The organism is Micromonospora solifontis, from assembly GCF_003725545.1.
Lineage (GTDB): Bacteria > Actinomycetota > Actinomycetes > Mycobacteriales > Micromonosporaceae > Micromonospora > Micromonospora solifontis.
In genome coordinates this window covers 1-18,050 of sequence record NZ_RJLN01000050.1, presented here as the reverse complement: position 1 = coordinate 18,050, position 18,050 = coordinate 1, and the positions used below count along the sequence as shown (strand labels likewise).

The window sequence follows — 18,050 nt, the reverse complement described above, 5'->3', positions numbered from 1 at the left end:
CGGTCAGCGGCGGCGGACCTTGTGCAGGCGGAAGGGCTTGCGGGTGACTCGCACCACCGGAGCCTCCCGGGGCGGCTCGGCCAGTGACTCCGCCGGCAGGTCGGTGCCGGCGACCGGCCCGCCCGCCGGGTCCAGCCGGTTCACCGCGCAACCCTCCGCGACCCAGCGGGCCACCAGGTCGGCTGCGGTGCCGGAAGCGTTCAGCCGCTTCGCCGCGACCAGCGGCGCGGCCGTCTCCCATTCCTCGGTGCCCGGCCGCAGCCGGGCCACCCGGGCCGGCCAGCTGACGATCCGGCCGCCGTGGTCGCCGCGCAGGGTCACCTCCGCCGCCGCCGCCTCGGCCAGGCCCGGCGCGGACTGCTCACCGGGGCCGCTGACCACCAGGAGCGCGCCGTCGAGCGGCAGGCACCACAGCCCGTACGCCGGTCCGCCGCCGACGCTCACCCAGCAGACGGCCGCCTTCTTCACCGCCTCGTCGACGAGGGGTGTCGTAACCGGGCTGTCCGACTCGTCCGTCACACCGGCATCCTCCCGCATCCCGGCCGAGCCGGGTGGACCAGATTCTCCGCCGCACGCTACCGCGCGGACGGCTGCCCGCAGGCGCGGCTCGTGTCCCCGGACGCCGGGGCCGGCGTTTCCCGCGGCCGGGATTCACAGCTCCGCACGGCCCTGCGGTCGCCTTCCCCTCATGGTCATGCGCCTCCGCCCACGCGACGGCGCCGCCCCCGCCAAGGGAGGCAGTGCCGAGAGAGCGACATGTCGCTGAGACATGAACATGTCTGAGAGACATATCGCTCTCAAGATGTCGCCCAGCCGGCGACGTGACGTTCGGTAGCGGAGAAGGGACGCGGCTCAGCCCACGAAGGGCGGGACGACGATCTCGCCGCGCGCCACCGGCATCACCTGGCCGGTGACCGTCGCGCCCACCGCCACCCCGCCGGCGGCGGTCACCGTGCAGGCCAGCGAGGAGGGACGGTGGATCTCGACCCCCTGACGGATCGCGTACTCGGAGCGGCCCTCGCCGGGCAGCAGCCCGCTGGCGACCAGCCACACGCCCAGGCCGAGGGCGGCCGAGCCGGTGGCCGGGTCCTCCGGCACGCCGAGCCCCGGCACGAAGACCCGGGCGTGCGCGGTTTGCGTGCCGGCGTCCCAGGAGAAGACGCTGACATGCTCCACTCCGTACCGCTCCGCCGCCGCCGCGTTCATCCTGGCCCGGGCCACCGCGTCCGGCCCGACCGGGAGGTAGGGGAACTCCAGCCCGCAACCGGCGACCCGGGGCGCCGGCCCGGCGTGATCGGCGGCGGTCAGGCCGACCATCTCCAGCAACGGCTCCGGGTCCAGCTCGGGGCCGAGCGTGGGCGTGCCGCCGGTGAGGGTCGCGCCGGCGGCGGTGACCTCGATCGGCAGCACCCCGGCGCCGCACTCCTGGGTGACCCGGCCCACCTCGAACATCCCGCGTCGACCGGCCGTCACGGCGGCCCCCACACTGGGGTGCCCGGCGAACGGCAGCTCCGCGGCCGGGGTGAAGATCCGCGCCCGGTACGTCGCGCCGACCTGGGTCGGCGGCAGCACGAAGACCGTTTCGGAGAGGTTGAACTCCAGCGCGAGCGCCTGCATCTGCTCGGTGGCCAGCCCTTCGGCGCCGAACACCACCGCCAGCGGGTTGCCGGCGAAGGGGCGATCGGTGAAGACGTCCACGATCTCGTAGGCCAAGGTCGACATGTTGATAAACACTAGGCCCTTAGGCTGGTGCCCGTGAGCACGCCGAACCGGGTCTACATCGCTCGACTCGCCGGAGTCGCCGTCTTCGACCCGAACGGCGACCAGGTGGGCCGGGTCCGGGACGCGGTCGCCCGGATGCGGCCGACCCAGCGCCCGCCAGAAGTGGTGGGCCTGGTCGCCGAGATGCCGATGCGGCGGCGCATCTTCCTGTCGATCAACCGGATCACCTCCATCGACTCGGACGCCGTGGTGCTCGGCAGCGGGACCCTCAACCTGCGCCGCTTCGAGAAACGCCCCAACGAGGTGCTGGTGCTCCAGGAGCTGCTGGACCGGCGGGTCCAGCTGGACACCGGGCAGCCCGGTTCGGTGGTCGACGTGGCGATGGAGTGCAGCCGCGGCGGCGAGTGGGCGCTGACCCGGGTCGCCGTCCGCGAGCAGACCAGCCGGCTCACCCGCCGCGGCCACCTCCACCAGGTCGACTGGGACCGGGTACGCGGCCTCGGCAGCCTCGGCGACGCCCGGGGCACGGCCAACCTGCTCGCCGTACTCGAGGACATGCGCCCGGCCGACCTGGCCAACGCGCTCCAGGACCTGCCCGACGCCCGGCGCAACGAGGTCGCCGCGGCCCTGGACGACGAGCGCCTCGCCGACGTGCTTAGCGAGTTGCCCGAACACGACCAGGTGGAGATCCTGGCCGCGCTGGACCGGGAGCGCGCCGCCGACGTACTGGAGGAGATGGATCCGGACGACGCCGCCGACCTGCTCAACGAGCTGCCCCCGCCCGAGCAGGACGTGTTGCTCGACCTGATGGAGCCGGACGAGGCCAACCCGGTACGCCAGCTCCTCCGCTACGCCTCCGGCACCGCCGGCAGCGTGATGACCTCCGAGCCGGTGATCCTGCCGCCGGACGCCACGGTGGCCGAGGCCCTCGCCCGGATCCGCGAGCCGCAGCTCTCCCCGGCGGTGGCCGCGCAGGTCTTCGTGACGCGTGCCCCGCTCACCACGCCGACCGGCCGCTACCTCGGCATGGTCCACTTCCAGCGGCTGCTCCGCGAGCCGCCGGCCGACCTGCTCGGCGGGATCGTGGTCAACGACATCGACCCGCTCCGGCCGACCACCCCGCTGCCCGAGATCACCCGCCGGATGGCCACCTACGACCTGGTGGCCATGCCCGTGGTGGACCGGAACAACCGATTGGTCGGCGCGGTGACCGTGGACGACGTGCTGGACCACTCGCTGCCGCGGGACTGGCGGGACCGGGACGCGGTGCCGACCGCGGCCGCCGCCGGCGAGGAGTCTGTGGACGGCACCCATGACTGACCAGCGACGAGCCGAGCGGCTCGACCAGCCACGCGCGCCCCGCGGCCTCCGGCTGCCGCGGATCGACCAGGAGACCTTCGGCCGGGTGGCCGAGGGCATCGCCCGGGGCATGGGTACGGCGAACTTCCTCGTCTACATGACCCTGGTCCTCACCGCCTGGTTCCTGTGGAACACGCTCGCCCCGGCGAACCTGCGCTTCGACCCGTACACCTTCACCTTCCTGACCCTGGTGCTCTCCCTCCAGGCGTCGTACGCGGCCCCGCTGATCCTGCTCGCGCAGAACCGGCAGGCCGACCGGGACCGGGTGGCGCTGGAGGAGGACCGGCGACGGGCCACCATGCAGAAGGCCGACACGGAGTACCTGGCCCGGGAGATCGCCGCGCTGCGCATCGCGATGGGCGAGGTGGCCACCCGGGACTTCCTCCGCTCGGAGCTGGCCCGGCTGGCCGAGGAGCTGGACGAGGCGGCGGAACGCCGACGGAAGCTGGAGCGCAAGCAGCAGGAGCGGGAGGCCCGGCGGCGGGCCGGCGGCGAGCCGCTGGACGAGCCCCGCGACGACCTCGACGGCGACTACGCCCACGACGGCCGCCTGGAGGGCTGACCAGGAGCCCGGCCACCCCTCCGTTCCGGCCATCGATTCGCTCACACCGGCCCCCGCCAGCGGCGGTCGCCGATGACCACCGACGTAGCATTGCGGGCATGTCAGCACCCGTCAGCACCGTCTCCGACGCGATCCAGGCCGCCCTGGCCACCGTCAACGACCCGGAGATCCGCCGGCCGATCACCGAGCTCGGCATGGTCCGTTCCGCCGAGATCGGCGAGGACGGCGTGGTCCGCGTCGAGCTGCTGCTCACCGTGGCCGGCTGCCCGCTGAAGGACAAGCTGCGTACCGACATCACCGCCGCCGTGGGCGCGGTCCCCGGGGTCACCGGCGTCGAGATCGAGTTCGGCGTGATGAGCCCGGAGCAGCGGCAGGAGCTGCAGGCGAAGCTGCGCGGCGGCGGGGCCACGGCCGAGCCGGTCATCCCGTTCGCCCAGCCCGGCTCCCGCACCCGGGTGTACGCGGTCGCCAGTGGCAAGGGCGGCGTCGGCAAGTCCAGCGTCACCGTCAACCTGGCCGCCGCGCTGGCCGCCCGCGGCCTCTCGGTCGGTGTGGTCGACGCGGACATCTACGGCCACTCGGTGCCCCGGATGCTCGGTGCGGAGGGCGCCCCGACCCGGGTCGAGGACATGATCATGCCGCCGCAGTCGCACGGCGTGAAGGTCATCTCGATCGGCATGTTCACCCCGGGCAACGCCGCCGTCGTGTGGCGCGGCCCGATGCTGCACCGGGCCCTGCAGCAGTTCCTCGCCGACGTCTATTGGGGTGACCTGGACGTCCTCCTGCTGGACCTGCCCCCGGGCACCGGTGACATCGCGATCTCGGTGGCCCAGCTGCTGCCGAACGCGGAGATCCTGGTCGTCACCACCCCGCAGGCGGCCGCCGCGGAGGTGGCCGAGCGGGCCGGCGCGATCGCGCTGCAGACCCACCAGCGGGTGGTCGGCGTGATCGAGAACATGTCCTGGCTGGAGCTGCCGGACGGCTCCCGGATGGAGGTCTTCGGCACGGGCGGCGGCGAGGCGGTCGCCGAGTCGCTGACCCGGACCATCGGCGCGCAGGTGCCGGTGCTGGGGCAGATCCCGCTGGACACCCGGGTCCGCGAGGGCGGCGACGCCGGCGCCCCGATCGTGCTGGCCCAGCCGGACGCTCCCGCCGCCAAGGCGCTGGTCCAGGTCGCCGACCGGCTCGCCGTCCGCCGCGAGTCCCTCCTCGGCAAGCCGTTGGGCCTCAAGCCCGCCGGCCGCTGACCGCCAGCCGCCTCCACGATCCGCCCAGATGCACGGAAAGAGTGGCCTTCCGGCTCCGGAAGGCCACTCTTTCTCCGTTTCCGGGCCCTCGTTCAGCGGCCGGAGCGCGTCCGTCAGGTGGCGTCGTCGTAGCTCGGGCGGGGGGCCGGGGCGGGGGTGATGCCCGTCGCGGTGGTCGGGCCCTTGCCGTTGGTCCGCAGGTCGGCCGCCTTGGCGACCTCTTTCAGGTCCTCGTGCATGCCGGAGACGTCCTGGCGGATGTTGTCGTACATGCTCTGCAGCGGCTTCCGGATGGCCTGCTCGTCCTCCTCGCTGAGCAGGTGCTTCCGGATGAACGCCTTCGGGTGCAGATCCTCCAGCTGGATGTCGGTGCCCAGCTCGCGGCTCAGGTCGCCGGTGGCGTTACGGGCCATGGCGCGCAGGTTGCGGACCATCCGCAGGCCGTCGCTGATGACGGCGGGCAACCGGTCACCGAAGATCAGCAACGCCAGGAGCAGCAGCGCAGCGATCTCCCACCAGTTCAGGTTGTCGAGCACCCCGACCTCCTCGTGCGAGTCACGCCCAGACTACGCACGTCACGGGGTGCTCGGGGAGGGGGTGACGGGAGGTCACTTGGCGTCTGCGGCGAGCGTCACGGAGGCGCTCTGCCGGGCCGACCCCCGCCGGTACTCGACTGTCACCACTGAGCCGGGTGCGTACTTCCGGACCAGGGCGACCAGGTCGGTGGGTTCGGTCATCGGATGCCCGTTCAGCCGCAGCACGACGTCACCGGCCTTGAGGCCGGCCGCGGCCGCCGGACCGGCGGGTTCCACCGAATTGAGGCGTACGCCGGCACCGCTGGCCGCGCCGGTGCCGCCGACCTGGGCGCCGATCACCGTACGCCGGGCCTTGCCGGTGCCGATGATGTCCTGGGTGACGCGTTTGGCCTGGTTGATGGGGATGGCGAAGGCGAGCCCGATGTTGCCGGCCTCCTGCCCGTCGGCGACCAGTGACTTGATCGTCGAGTTCACCCCGACCACCCGCCCGGCGGCGTCGACCAGCGGGCCGCCCGAGTTGCCATGGTTGACCGCCGCGTCGGTCTGGATCGCCGCGTAGTAGCGCGTCGGGCCGCCCGGCTCCCCGGCCTGCATGGTCCGGTCCAGGGCGCTGACGATGCCGGCGGTGACCGTGTTCGCCAGGGAGAGCGGCGAGCCGACGGCGAGCACCGGGTCGCCCACCGCGAGGGCGTCCGAGTCGCCGAACTCCACCGGCTTCAACCCGGTCTTCGCCACCTTGATCACCGCGATGTCCGACTCCGGGTCCTGCCCCACCACCGTGCCGGGCGCGGTGCTGCCGTCGTTGAAGATCACCGTGGCCTTGCCGGGGCCGCCCGAGACCACGTGGTCGTTGGTGACGATGTGCCCGTCGGCGCTCACCACGAAGCCGGAACCCTCGCTGGTGCCGCCGAGGCTGTAGACCCGGACGGTCACCACGCTGGGCAGCACCTTCTCGGCGACGCCGGCCAGCGACTCGGGCTTGCGCTGGGCGAGCGCCGGCGCCTGGCCCGACGACGCGCCGAGGGTGGGGGTCTGGCCGCCGCCGCGGAGGAAGGCGTACGTCAGGGCGCTGCCGAGCGAGCCGGCCAGCAGGGCGGTGATCAGCGAGATCAGCACCACCTGCCGGATCCCCGGCCGGCCCGGGGCGTCCGGGTCGACGACCGGCTCGGGCTCGTCGGCGCCCACGACCGGGGCCGCCGGGACCACCACCGCGGCCGGGGCGTACGGGTCCCGCCAGGGGTCGGCCAGCGCGTCGGACCACCAGGGCGAGCCGCCACCACCGGCGCCGTGCGGCGGGTCGCCGGGCGCCGGCTGTCCCGCCGGTGCCGGACCCCCGCCGGGCCGGCGCCAGTCCCAGCCGTCGGTCACGTCGGTGCCTCCCACTCCGTCCCGCGTGTCCCGCGCCGGCCCCCTGCGGAGCCGGTCGACCCTGACACGCGGGACACCGTCCAGGATTGCACGGATGCCACGGGTGGAGTCAGGTGTTGCCGGTCGTGATCGTTCCGAGCCGACTCGCGGCTGCGCGCTTCCGGGGCCGCCTCTAGGCTCATAGCGCCAACCGACCCCTCGCACCACTCCCGCCGCCCGGAGGTGTCCCATCGCCACGGTCGCCAACTCCGGCAACTCGATGGCCCACGCGCTCCAGTTCGCCGAGTCGTACGCCGCCGAGGACCTCGTCCTGCGCACGGCCCGCAGCCTCGCCCGCGAGGTGGGCGTGGACGCCGTCACCCCGGGGGCGGGGGCCGCGCTGCGGCTGCTCGCCGCCGCCGGCAACGCCCGGGCGGTGGTGGAGATCGGCACCGGCACCGGGGTCAGCGGCGTGTGGCTGCTGCGCGGCATGCGGCCCGACGGCGTGCTCACCACCATCGACGTGGAGGTCGAGCACCAGCGCATCGCCCGGCGGATCTTCCTGGAGGCCGGCTTCCCGTCGGGGCGTACCCGGATCATCACCGGCCGGGCCCTCGACGTGCTGCCGCGGCTCGCGGACGGCGCCTACGACCTGGTCTTCGTCGATGCCGAGGCGACCGGCTTCAGTGCCTGCGTGGACGCCGCGCTCCGGCTGCTGCGCCCGGGCGGGGTGCTCGCCCTCAACGGCGCGCTGGCCGGCGGCCGGATCGGTGACCCGGCCGCCCGCGACGTGGAGACGGTCACCGTCCGGGAGACCGTCAAGGCGCTCCGGGAGTCGGAGCACTGGATCCCCGCGCTGCTGCCGGTCGGGCACGGCCTGCTCGCCGCCGTGAAGGGCTGACCCGGGCCGTCGCCGGGTTCAGCCCAGCGTGGCCAGCCAGCGCAGCAGCCCGCGTACGCCCCAGCCGGTGGCGCCCTTGGTCAGCTCCGCGTGCGCGTCCTCCGACCAGGAGGGGGCGGACATGTCCACGTGCACCCAGCGGTCGCGCAGCTCGCCGGTGAACTCGCGCAGGAAGAGCGCGGCCACCACCGAGCCGGCGCCCCGGTCCGGGGAGCTGTGCAGGTCGGCGAGGTCGCTGCCGAGGTACTCGACGTAGTCGGCGGGCAAGGGCATCCGCCAGGCCCGCTCCCCGGCCGCCTCGATCGCCGCCAGCAGGTCGGCGGCGAGCCGGTCGTTCTCGCTGTAGAGGGCGCCGTGCCGCTTGCCGAGCGCCACCGCGTTGGCACCGGTCAGGGTGGCCAGGTCGACCAGCAGGTCGGGCTCGAGCTCGCGCACCGCGTACGCCATCGCGTCGGCGAGCACCAGCCGGCCCTCGGCGTCCGAGTTGGTGGTCTCGCTGGTCAGGCCGCCGTAGTGGCGGACGACGTCGCCGGGACGGAACGCCGAGCCGCTGACCATGTTCTCGGCGAGCGGGGCGAGGGTGGTGACCCGGACGGGCAGCCGCAGCGCGGCGGCGCCCAGGGTCGCGGCGATCACCGCCGCCGCACCGGCCATGTCCTTGCGCATCAGCTTCATCGCCGGCACCGGCTTGATCGAGATGCCGCCGGTGTCGAAGGTGATGCCCTTGCCGACGAGCACCACGTGGGTACGCGCGTCCGCCGGCCGCCAGTCCAGTTCGACCAGGCGCGGTCCGCTGGCCGAGCCGCCCCCGACGGCGAGGATGCCGCCGAAGCCCTCAGCCGCCAGTTCCTCGGGGCCGCGTACCCGCAGGTGCAGGTCGGCGTGGCCGGCGGCCGCGGCCTCGACCTGCGCGGCGAACCAGGCCGGGTTCTTCACCGACGAGGGGGTGTTGGTCAGGTCGCGGGCCAGCCGGGTCATCGCCGCGGTGGTCCGCGCCGCCTCCAGGGTGGAGGCGAGCGCCGCCGGGTCGGCCACCACCAGGTCCACCTCGGCCAGCGCGGGCGCGCCGCCGGCCTCGGTGAGCCGGAACCGGTACGAGCCGAGCAGCAGCCCCTCGGTCAGGCCGCGCAGCGCCGCCGTGGCCTCGGCCGGCAGCATCACCGTGATGTGCGTCTCATCCCGGGCCGCCCGGGCCAGCGCCGCTCCCGCGGCCCGCCAGCCCTGCTCGTCGCCGGCGCCGACGCCGAGGAGCACCAGCCGCGCGGGGGTGCCGCCGGGCCGTAGGTGCTCCCGCACCTCGCCCGCCTCCCCGGTCAGCCTCGCGGCGGGGACCAGCGCGATCGCCTCGGCGCGGACCTCGTCGGCCGGCGGCCGGGCGGTGGGGACCAGCGCGGCCGGCGTGTCCGGCCCTTCACGACGAATGGGCAGGACGAGGGTGTCGAGCCGCGCGGGCTCGCTCACCAGACGGATGGCCAGCACGCTGGACCGCACCTCCGAAAAGTTCTCAAGTTAGGACAATCCGCCAGAGACCAGGGCGGCGAAGACCCTGAGCCACCGGCGGAACCGGTGGCTCAGGGTCGGGACCAGCCGTTCGCGCGACACGCGCCGCGCGGACCGCCCTCGATCAGCCGGCGGCCGCCTTCAGCGCGTCACCCAGCGCGGTGGCCTCGTCGGGAGTCATCTCGACGACGAGCCGGCCACCACCCTCCAGCGGGACCCGCATGACGATGCCCCGGCCCTCCTTGGTGACCTCCAGCGGACCGTCGCCCGTCCGCGGCTTCATCGCCGCCATGTTGTCTCCCCTCAGACCTACACCAGGGTTGGTGGGTTGCCCCACAGCCACTTCGCCATGACCACCCGCAACCACCACGGGGGCCTCGACCCACGATTTTCCCTGATGAACACCGCTGGACCCAAACCGAAGCAGCATTGATGTAACAGCATCTAGCTTATCTTGGGTAGGCCTGTCACAATGTGCGGTCATGCAGGCACGGTCGGCACTCTTCGACCTGTACGGCGACCACCTCCGGGCGAGGGGTGGGCGCGCACCGGTCGCCGCCCTGGTCAAGCTGTTGGCGCCGCTCGGGATCGCCCCTCCGGCGGTACGCACCGCGGTCTCCCGGATGGTCCGTCAAGGCTGGCTCGAACCCCTCCGGCTCACCTCCGGACCCGGATATTCGATCACACCGAAGGCGGCCCGCCGACTCGACGAGGCAGCCGCCCGGATCTACCGCACCGGCCGGCACAGCTGGGACGGCCGGTTCGACCTCCTGGTGCTGGAGGCCCCGGCCTCCCGCCGGGACCGGCAGCGGCTCGCCGCCAACCTGACCTTCCTCGGCTACGGCACGCTCGACGACTGCACCTGGGTGGCGACCCGCCCGGGTGAGGACGTGGACGTGCTGCTCGCCGAGGCGGGCGTGCGCTACGAGCGGTTCACCGCCTCCCATGCCGCCGGGACACCCGGCGCGATGGGCGTGGTCCGCCGCGCCTGGGACCTGGCCGAGATCGGCCGGGCGTACGAGCGGTTCGTCACCGAGCAGAAGCCGCTGCTCTCCGGCGTCACGGTGCGCAGCAGCGACGAGGAGGCGTACGCGGCCCGGTTCGCACTGGTGCACGCGTGGCGTACCTTCCTCTTCCGGGACCCGCAACTGCCCCCGGCGCTGCTCCCCGAGCGCTGGCCGGGCAGCAGCGCGGCCAGCTTCTTCGACCGGCACGCCGCCCGGCTCCGGCCGGCCGCCGACCGGTACGTCGAGCAGTGCCTCGACGCCAGCAACCGCCTCGCCCGACAGAAGGGTCGTTAGAAACGTGACCGAGCCGCTGCTCGTCGACCGCACCGACGCCGTCGTCACCCTGACGCTGAACCGCCCGACGGCGATGAACTCGCTCGACGTGCCGCTCAAGGAGGCGCTCCGGGACACCCTGGCCGAGCTGGAGACCGACCGGTCCTGCCGGGCGATCGTGCTGGCCGGCGCGGGCGGCTCGTTCTGCGCCGGGCAGGACCTGCGGGAGCACGTGCAGACCCTCGAGACCGCCGGCGCGGACCCGCTCGCGACCGTACGGGCGCACTACAACCCGATCGCCGCCCGGCTGGCCAACCTGCCCAAGCCGGTGGTCGCCGCCGTCCGGGGCATGGCCGCCGGGGCCGGCGCCTCGCTGTCGTTCCTCGCCGACTTCCGGATCGGCGGCCCGAAGACCCGGTTCCTGATGGCCTTCGCCGGGGTCGGGCTCGCCGCCGACACCGGCGCCTCCTGGACGCTGCCCCGGCTGGTCGGCCACGCCAAGGCCGTCGAGCTGCTGATGCTCGCCGAGCCCGTCGGGGCCGAGGAGGCCCACCGGCTGGGCCTGCTCACCCGGCTGGTGGACGACGACGAGCAGGTGCTGCCGGCCGCGCAGGAACTGGCCGCCCGGCTCGCCGCCGGCCCGACCGTCGCGTACGGGGCGATCAAGCGCCAGCTCTCCATCGCCGACGCCGGCACCCTGGCCGACGCCCTGGCCGCCGAGGCGCAGGCCCAGGCGATCTGCGGCGCCACCGCCGACCACCGGGCCGCCACGATGGCCTTCGTCAACAAGCAGAAGCCCGTCTTCGAGGGCCACTGACCGACCCCACCCAAGATCCGCGCTGATGCACGGAAAGAGTGGCCATCCGCGGCGGAATGACCACTCTTTCCGGGCAAGAGTGGCTTCCCGGGCGCGGGGCGACCGGCGACCGGCGAGCCGCGACCCGGCGAGGGTCAGCGGGCGACGTAGCCGCCGTCGACGGGGATGGTGTGGCCGGTGATCCAGGCGGCGTCGTCGGAGGCGAGGAAGAGCACCACGCCGGCCACGTCGTCGGGGGTCGGGATGCCGGGCTTCGGGTTGAACGACTCCATCTGCCGGCGCATCTGCGCCGGATCCGGCGCGCTGTCGATGAAGTGCTCCACCAGCGGGGTCATCACCACGGTCGGGGCCACCGCGTTGACCCGGACACCGCGCGCCGCGTACTCGATCGCCGCGGACCGGGTCAGGCCGACGATCCCGGCCTTGGTGAAGGTGTACGGCGAGATGTTCTCCTGGGCGGCCAGTCCCGTGGTGGACGAGGTGTTGACGACCGCGCCGCCACCACCGTGCAGCAGCGCCGGGATGCCGTAGCGGAGGACGAAGAAGACCCCGTCGCCGTTGACCCGGCGGACCTGCTCCCAGTTCTCCACGTCCATCTCGTGCAGCGGCTGCTGCCGGCCGTCGATGCCGGCGTTGTTGAAGATGACGTCGATCCGGCCGTACCGCTGCATCGCGTCGGCGACCGCCTGCTCCACCGAGGCCGCCGCGCCGGTGTCCACGGTCACCGGGTACCCGTCCGGGAGGCTCGCGGCGACCCGCTCGGCGCCCTCGGCGTTGATGTCGGCGACCACCACCCGCGCGCCCTCGGCCGCGAACCGCCGGGCCGCCGCCTCACCCAGCCCGGACGCCCCACCGGTGATGAACACGACCTTGTCCTGGAAGCGCATCCAACCCCCTCGTGCGCGGCCGGCACCGGCCCCTCCCGGCACGGTAACCGGGCCGAAAGGGGTCAGTCGTCCTCTTCCGGATCCTGGTTCGCCGCCACGCCGAGCACGAACGCCTGCATGGCCAGCTCGTCCCCGTAGGGCGAGACGTAGGCCGGCAGCTCCCGCGGGCCCAACTCCTGCACGTACGACCAGAACAGCCGGACCGCCTCGGCCGGCGAGGCCGCCTCGATCGGCAGGTCGAGGCTGACCAGCCAGGGCCGGCGGACCGGCGGCGGGCCGAGCCGGTCGGCCAGCGCCTGCCAGACGGCCGGGTCGAGCCCGGTCAGCGGCCCGGCGAGGGCCAGCCCGGTGACCGGCACCGGCTCGTCCAGCACCCGACGGGTGTAGGTCACCACGAGCGCCCCCGGGCCCGCCTCGGACTGCGGGTCGTCCGGGTCCTCCCGGGTCTCGCCGGTGGCCAGGGCGACCCGACCGAGGGCCACCAGCCGGAGCGGCTCGTCGACCAGCACCGCGACCGGCTCACCGGGCCGGGGGCGGGCAGCCCCGTCCAGCCCGGTCAGCTCCAGCGTGTCGTGGTGGACCAGCCGCTCGGCCTCGTACCGCTCGGCAGGCAGCAACACCGCCCAGGCGCCGGGCATGGTGCCGTCGATCGTCCCGCTCGTCCGCAGCTCGGTGTCGGTCATGGTGCCCATCCCATCACGCCGGGACGGTGCCGGTGCCGACGCGTCGCCCGGACGCCGCGCGGGTCACGCCCCGGCCGGATCCCGGGTCACGTGGCAGCCCGCGAGATGGTCGTCCACCATGCCGGTGGCCTGCATGAGCGCGTACGCGGTGGTCGGGCCGACGAACCGGAAGCCCCGCTTCTTGAGGGCCTTGGCCAGCGCGGTGGACTCGGGGGTGAGCGCCGGCACCTCCGCGAACGACCGGGGCCGGGCGGCCCGGGGCGGCGGCGCGTACGACCAGAGCAGTGCGGAGAGGCCGTCGGGCAGCTCCAGGGCGGCCCGGGCGTTGGCGATGGCGGCCTCGACCTTGGCCCGGTTGCGCACGATGCCGGTGTCGGCCAGCAGCCGGGCCACGTCGGCCTCCCCGAAGCCGGCGACCTTCTCGATCCGGAACTCGTCGAAGGCGAGCCGGAACGCGGGCCGCTTGCGCAGGATGGTCAGCCAGGACAACCCGGACTGGAACGCCTCCAGGGTCAGCCGCTCGTAGAGCGCGTCGTCGCCGCGCAGCGGCCGGCCCCACTCCTCGTCGTGGTAGACGGCGTAGTCCGGGGTGCTCGCCCCCCAGGCGCAGCGGGGCAGCCCGTCGGGGCCGGTCACCAGGTCAGTCACGGCGTACACGGTAGGCCAGCCCACCGACAACCGGCCACGACCGGGGCTCAGGGCAGCCGGCCCTGCTCCACCAGCCGGGCGAACTTCCGCAACGCCTGGGTCAGGCTGAACTTGGAGCCGGGCCAGAGCACCGGCCAGGCAACCCGGCCGGCGGCGCCACCGGGCAGGTGGAACCACTCGTGCCAGACCACCTGGGTCCGGTCCCGCTCCATCGGGGTGCAGCGCAGCACGCCCGGACCGCGCAGCAGCCGGCCGCAGTGCACCACGCCGACCTCGTACGGGGCGTCCACCCGGACCACCCGCATCTCGTCCCGGAGCGCGGCCGGGCCGAGCGCGGTGACCGCCTCGACCAGGCTGCCCTCGCCGCCGTCCCCCTCGACCACCTTCACGGTGGTGAACGGGATCCAGTCGGACTGCCGCTCCCAGGCGGTCAGCGCCGCGAAGACCCGCTCCGCCGGGGCGTTGACCACCACCGTCGCGGTGACCTCGCCGGCACCGGGCTGGGCCGCCTCGGCGAGGTCGTCGGCGCCCTCGGGCCCGGTCACGCGGACTCCGACCGGACCACCGCACCTCGCGTCGGTTCCTCCTCGGCATCCGCCGCGGCGGCGGCCCCGTTTCCGCCCGGCCCGACGGCCGGATCCCCGGCCGCGTCGTCGGTGGGCGTGGCGGCCGCGTCCGCGTCGCCGGCCGGCGCGGCGGTCGGGTCGCTCGACGACTGCCCGGCGGGTTGGGCGTTCGGGTTGACCGGCGCGGCGACCGGGGCGACCGGAGCCTCCGCCCCGGCGGACGCGACCGGCTCCGGTCCGCTGCCCGTGGGCAGGGACGCCTCGTCCTCCACCGCCGCGGCCGCCGGCGCGCCGGCCAGCCCCAGCTCGATGGTCGCGGTGTCGGGGGTGGGGGCCTCGGCCGGGCTCGTCGCGGCGGCCTCCTCCCGGGCCCGGCGCAGCGCGTCGGCCTCCTCGGTGCGGCCCTCGCGGAGCGCGGCGACCTCGGCCTCGAGCACGCCGATCAGCTCGGACTTGTAGCCGATGTCGTACGCCGCCCGGCGCATGGCCTGGTCGACCTGGGCCATCCGGTAGCCGCGCAGCGCGGTGTCGAAGCGCACCTCGGCGACGTCCGACTCGTCCAGCGGCCGGCCGCCGGGCAGGGGCACCGCGCGCCCGTCCGGCTCGACCGGCACCAGGCCCGGATCCCGCCCGGAGACGAGCACCGTCACTCCGAACACCACCGCCGCGACGGTCAGCGCCACGACCAAGAGGAGCAGAACCTCACCCATGGGGAGATCGTGGCATGCGGGACGGCGCGGGGCGAGCCCTCCACCCGCTCCGATCATGAATCGAAACCGGGCGTACCGCCCGGGCCGGTCCGCGCGGGACGGGATAGCGTCGGGGGCGGCCGGCGCGGGACCGGAGATCAGGAGGGCGGGCATGGCGGCGGAGCTGCGGCTCGGTGGGCGGATCTTCTCCCCCGGCGAGCTGGTGGTGATGGCGATCGTCAACCGCACGCCGGATTCGTTCTTCGACCGGGGCGCCACCTTCGCCCAGGACAACGCGCTGCGCGCGGTGGAGCGGGCGGTCACCGAGGGCGCGGAGATCATCGACATCGGCGGGGTGAAGGCCGGGCCGGGCGACGAGGTCGACGTGGTCGAGGAGATCCGCCGGACGGTGGACACCATCGCCGCGGTCCGGAACGCCTTCCCGGACGTGATCATCTCGATCGACACCTGGCGGGCCGAGGTGGCGGTCGAGGCGGTGGCGGCCGGGGCCGACCTGCTCAACGACACCTGGTCGGGGGCGGATCCGGCGCTGGCCCGGGTCGCCGCCGAGACCGGCGCCGGGTTGGTCTGCTCGCACGCGGGCGGGCTCGCCCCGCGTACCCGGCCGCACCGGGCGGCATTCGACGACGTGGTGGCCGACGTGGTCGCGACGGTGACCGGCCTCGCCGACCGGGCGGTCGCCCTCGGCGTACGCCCGGACGGGATCCTGATCGACCCGGCGCACGACTTCGGCAAGAACACCCGCCACTCGCTGGAGATCACCCGGCGGTTGGCGGAACTCACCGACACCGGGTGGCCGCTGCTGGTCGCCCTGTCGAACAAGGACTTCATCGGCGAGACGCTGGACCTGCCGGTGCCGGACCGGCTGGAGGGGACGCTGGCGGCGACCGCCGTCTCGGCCTGGCTGGGCGCCCGGGTGTTCCGCGCCCATCAGGTACGCGAGACCCGCCGGGTGCTCGACATGGTGGCCTCGATCCGGGGCGACCGGCCGCCGACGCTGACCCGCCGCGGCCTCGCCTGAGTCAGGTCCAGCGGAGGATGTTCTTGCGCCAGGCGTAGAGGATGCCGAGTGCCACCACGGCGACGAAGACCGCCATCTCGACGACGGTTGTCGTCCCGAACCCGGGCCGGTCGAAGACCAGCGCCCAGGGGAAGAGGAAGACCGCCTCGACCGCGAAGAGCACGTACAGGTACGCGTAGACGTAGTAGCGGATCTGCATCTGCGCCCAGTCGCCGCCCACCGGGTCGAGACCGCATTCGTAGCTGGACCGTTTGCCCCAGGGGTCAGCCGGACGGCTAGGACGTAACACCCGATTGGCGGAGAACGCAGTAAAGAAGAAGAGGACGGCGGCGAGCATCAGGAGACCGAGCGTGGCGTACGAGCCGAGGTAACCGGTCACGGTCGGGAGCCTACCGCCCCCGCCGCCGGAGCGTCCCGGGCACGTTACGGATTTGTTTCCTGGCGGGACTAGTACCCGAGGGCAACTGTTGCCGAATAATGAAACCTCGCTGAGCGTCACGGAGGACAGATGGCCCGCCCCCGCGTACGCCCCGCCCGCCGGGTCGCGTCACGACGTACCGCCGCGCTGTTCGGGCCCGCGCTGGCGGCCGGCATCGTGGCCGCGGTCGCGGTCGCGCCCGGGTGGGCCGCGGCCGCACCCACGGTGACCGGCGTGGTCCGGGCGGCCACCGACCCCGCGACGGACCCCGCGACCGAACCCGACACCGAGCCGACCGACGCCACCCCGACGGTGGAGCCGACCGCGACGGAGCCGACCACCGCGCCGCCGACCGAGAGCGCACCCCCGGAGACCACGCCGCCGGCACCGCCGACCACCGTGCCCGCGCCGACGACCACCGCCCCCGGCAACCCGGTGCCGACCGCCACCGCACCGACCACCACCGCACCTCCACCGCCGCCGCCCGTGGCTCCGCCGGGCCGACCGGCCGGCGGCCGGCTCGGGGTACGGGTCGCCACCGGGGATGTCTCGCTCACCGCCGGATACTGGAACGCCGACAGCACGGTGACCACGTTGCGGGTGACCGTGACGAACACCGGCAGCACCGTCGAGCGGATCCGCCTCGGCTACACGCTGCCGGCCGGCCTGACCGACGCCGGCACCCCGGGCTGCCTCTCCTCCTCCGGCGGGTACCGCTGCGGTGAGTGGACCGCGCCGCCGGGCGCCCGGTTCAGCAGCACGATCCGGATCCGGGTGGCCGGTACGGCCTGGAAGTCCATGCCGTTGGGCGGATCGGTCCAGGTCACCGCCACCGCGCCGGGCGTCGCCGGCACGGCCGCCGACGACGAGGGCTTCGCCGTCCTCTTCCCGCCCGGCCCGCCGGTGCCCGGCATCTCGCTCCGCGCCGACGAGGTGGTCTTCGACATCAGCGGCGCGCCGAGCGTGCTGGCCGTACGGCTCGGCAACACCGGCAAGGTCGACGCCGCCGGGCGGGTCGACGTGGTCCTTCCCGACGGCGTTTCCGCCACCGACCCGCCGGCTGGCTGCGCCCTGCTGGCCCCGGACCGCGTCCGCTGCGAGCTCGGCACCGTGCGGGCCGGCCACAGCACCCCGCTGCGGCTACCGGTGGCCGCCACTCCGGAGGCCCAGCGGCTCGCCCCGCTGGCCGGCGCGGTCGTCGGCCGGCTGGACCCGCGCAGCGGTCGCGACCGGCAGGTGCAGATGAGCTTCCGGATCACCGCGGCCGCGGCGCTGGCCCCGCCGACCGGCACGCCCGTACCGACCGGCTCGCAGGGCGTCCTGACCGCCGCCGAGCAGCGGACCACCGGGCGCGCGGGCGGCTCGACCCAGCAGACGGCGACCGCCCTGATCGTGCTCTCGGCTCTGCTGGTGGTGCTCGCCCTGGCCCTGGCGACCACCTCGCTGCGCCGCCGGACGACCGGCTCTCCCACCCAGGAGTGATCGACGGCCGCCTTTCGCCGGGCGTGGGGTGATCTGGATTACGGGTCGCGGTACTAAACACCGCAGAGTCGGGCATACAGCGGCCCGATCAGGTCCCATACGTCGGACCTCCACCAAGGTGGCCCTAACGGTCCGACGTAGGCTCTGACGTGAGAAATGGAGCGGGCCGCTCCAGGGACGGACGGCCAGCGGCAGCAGCGCGTCAAGGAGGGCACGTGGCGGGGCAAGGCAGGGTCACCACACTGTTCGGCCGCCTCTGCGACGGCGCTGAGCGAAGCGAGGTGCGGGCGTGACCAAGCAGATCCGTCAACTCGACCGGGTGGTGATCCGGTTTGCGGGTGATTCGGGCGATGGGATGCAGCTC

At 74.2% G+C, this 18,050-nt stretch carries 20 protein-coding genes; 8 read left to right on the top strand and 12 right to left on the bottom strand.

Annotated features, from left to right (window positions below):
* Positions 1–3: 3 nt before the first annotated feature.
* Together EFE23_RS17770 and EFE23_RS17765 are read right to left on the bottom strand one after the other, a co-directional pair.
* A complete protein-coding gene (locus tag EFE23_RS17770) occupies positions 4–537 on the bottom strand; it encodes a hypothetical protein (RefSeq protein ID WP_123242061.1) in 534 nt (177 codons plus the stop codon).
* A 315-nt stretch (positions 538–852) separates the two neighbouring features.
* The gene (locus EFE23_RS17765) at positions 853–1,722 is read right to left on the bottom strand and encodes a PhzF family phenazine biosynthesis protein (protein WP_123242060.1); all 870 of its coding nucleotides are present in this window, start codon (positions 1,720–1,722) and stop codon (positions 853–855) included.
* A 33-nt stretch (positions 1,723–1,755) separates the two neighbouring features.
* On the opposite strand from EFE23_RS17765, the gene EFE23_RS17760 reads away from it, so the two are divergent.
* From EFE23_RS17760 to EFE23_RS17750, 3 genes are all read left to right on the top strand, one after another.
* Positions 1,756–3,042, top strand: a complete 1,287-nt coding sequence (locus EFE23_RS17760) for a magnesium transporter MgtE N-terminal domain-containing protein (protein WP_123242059.1) — start codon at positions 1,756–1,758, stop codon at positions 3,040–3,042.
* Complete coding sequence (locus tag EFE23_RS17755; protein ID WP_123242058.1) at positions 3,035–3,643, top strand: DUF1003 domain-containing protein; 609 nt, start codon at positions 3,035–3,037, stop codon at positions 3,641–3,643. The genes EFE23_RS17760 and EFE23_RS17755 overlap by 8 nt, the downstream gene beginning before the upstream one ends.
* A gap of 98 nt (positions 3,644–3,741) precedes the next feature.
* Positions 3,742–4,890 (top strand): Mrp/NBP35 family ATP-binding protein, encoded by a 1,149-nt coding sequence (locus EFE23_RS17750; protein ID WP_123242057.1) that lies wholly within the window; start codon positions 3,742–3,744, stop codon positions 4,888–4,890.
* Positions 4,891–5,003: 113 nt separating this feature from the next.
* Here EFE23_RS17750 and EFE23_RS17745 read toward each other — a convergent pair whose 3' ends face one another.
* Together EFE23_RS17745 and EFE23_RS17740 are read right to left on the bottom strand one after the other, a co-directional pair.
* Entirely contained in the window at positions 5,004–5,426 is a 423-nt protein-coding gene (locus tag EFE23_RS17745) for a twin-arginine translocase TatA/TatE family subunit (RefSeq protein ID WP_123242056.1), read from the bottom strand.
* 72 nt (positions 5,427–5,498) lie between these two features.
* Positions 5,499–6,809 (bottom strand): S1C family serine protease, encoded by a 1,311-nt coding sequence (locus EFE23_RS17740; RefSeq protein WP_199737120.1) that lies wholly within the window; start codon positions 6,807–6,809, stop codon positions 5,499–5,501.
* A 244-nt stretch (positions 6,810–7,053) separates the two neighbouring features.
* Between EFE23_RS17740 and EFE23_RS17735 the strand changes: the two genes are divergently transcribed.
* Positions 7,054–7,674 carry an O-methyltransferase gene (locus EFE23_RS17735; RefSeq protein ID WP_123242054.1) on the top strand — a complete coding sequence of 207 codons (621 nt, stop codon included), beginning with the start codon at positions 7,054–7,056 and terminating at the stop codon, positions 7,672–7,674.
* 18 nt (positions 7,675–7,692) lie between these two features.
* Here the strand turns inward: EFE23_RS17735 and EFE23_RS17730 are convergent, their stop codons facing one another.
* Complete coding sequence (locus EFE23_RS17730; protein WP_123242086.1) at positions 7,693–9,153, bottom strand: leucyl aminopeptidase family protein; 1,461 nt, start codon at positions 9,151–9,153, stop codon at positions 7,693–7,695.
* A gap of 145 nt (positions 9,154–9,298) precedes the next feature.
* The gene (locus EFE23_RS17725) at positions 9,299–9,466 is read right to left on the bottom strand and encodes a DUF3117 domain-containing protein (RefSeq protein ID WP_013283866.1); all 168 of its coding nucleotides are present in this window, start codon (positions 9,464–9,466) and stop codon (positions 9,299–9,301) included.
* 190 nt (positions 9,467–9,656) lie between these two features.
* Here EFE23_RS17725 and EFE23_RS17720 point away from each other — a divergent pair, with 190 nt between their 5' ends.
* Both EFE23_RS17720 and EFE23_RS17715 read left to right on the top strand, forming a co-directional pair.
* Complete coding sequence (locus EFE23_RS17720; RefSeq protein WP_123242053.1) at positions 9,657–10,475, top strand: PaaX family transcriptional regulator; 819 nt, start codon at positions 9,657–9,659, stop codon at positions 10,473–10,475.
* 4 nt (positions 10,476–10,479) lie between these two features.
* A complete protein-coding gene (locus tag EFE23_RS17715) occupies positions 10,480–11,271 on the top strand; it encodes an enoyl-CoA hydratase/isomerase family protein (protein ID WP_123242052.1) in 792 nt (263 codons plus the stop codon).
* A 134-nt stretch (positions 11,272–11,405) separates the two neighbouring features.
* On the opposite strand, the gene EFE23_RS17710 is transcribed toward EFE23_RS17715, so the two are convergent.
* The 5 genes from EFE23_RS17710 to EFE23_RS17690 form a co-directional block, all read right to left on the bottom strand.
* The gene (locus tag EFE23_RS17710; protein ID WP_123242051.1) at positions 11,406–12,158 is read right to left on the bottom strand and encodes an SDR family NAD(P)-dependent oxidoreductase; all 753 of its coding nucleotides are present in this window, start codon (positions 12,156–12,158) and stop codon (positions 11,406–11,408) included.
* A 62-nt stretch (positions 12,159–12,220) separates the two neighbouring features.
* Positions 12,221–12,841: a hypothetical protein gene (locus EFE23_RS17705; protein WP_123242085.1), complete on the bottom strand. Its 621-nt coding sequence runs from the start codon at positions 12,839–12,841 to the stop codon at positions 12,221–12,223.
* 63 nt (positions 12,842–12,904) lie between these two features.
* Positions 12,905–13,489 (bottom strand): DNA-3-methyladenine glycosylase I, encoded by a 585-nt coding sequence (locus EFE23_RS17700; RefSeq protein WP_123242084.1) that lies wholly within the window; start codon positions 13,487–13,489, stop codon positions 12,905–12,907.
* 47 nt (positions 13,490–13,536) lie between these two features.
* Positions 13,537–14,034 carry an SRPBCC family protein gene (locus tag EFE23_RS17695; protein WP_123242050.1) on the bottom strand — a complete coding sequence of 166 codons (498 nt, stop codon included), beginning with the start codon at positions 14,032–14,034 and terminating at the stop codon, positions 13,537–13,539.
* Positions 14,031–14,765, bottom strand: a complete 735-nt coding sequence (locus EFE23_RS17690; RefSeq protein WP_123242049.1) for a DivIVA domain-containing protein — start codon at positions 14,763–14,765, stop codon at positions 14,031–14,033. The genes EFE23_RS17695 and EFE23_RS17690 overlap by 4 nt, the downstream gene beginning before the upstream one ends.
* A 151-nt stretch (positions 14,766–14,916) precedes the next feature.
* On the opposite strand from EFE23_RS17690, the gene folP reads away from it, so the two are divergent.
* Positions 14,917–15,786 carry a dihydropteroate synthase gene (gene folP, locus EFE23_RS17685; RefSeq protein ID WP_123242048.1) on the top strand — a complete coding sequence of 290 codons (870 nt, stop codon included), beginning with the start codon at positions 14,917–14,919 and terminating at the stop codon, positions 15,784–15,786.
* 1 nt (position 15,787) lies between these two features.
* On the opposite strand, the gene EFE23_RS17680 is transcribed toward folP, so the two are convergent.
* Entirely contained in the window at positions 15,788–16,165 is a 378-nt protein-coding gene (locus EFE23_RS17680; protein WP_123242047.1) for an NADH-quinone oxidoreductase subunit A, read from the bottom strand.
* Positions 16,166–16,294: 129 nt separating this feature from the next.
* Here EFE23_RS17680 and EFE23_RS17675 point away from each other — a divergent pair, with 129 nt between their 5' ends.
* Entirely contained in the window at positions 16,295–17,686 is a 1,392-nt protein-coding gene (locus EFE23_RS17675) for a hypothetical protein (protein ID WP_123242046.1), read from the top strand.
* The last annotated feature ends 364 nt before the right edge of the window (positions 17,687–18,050 follow it).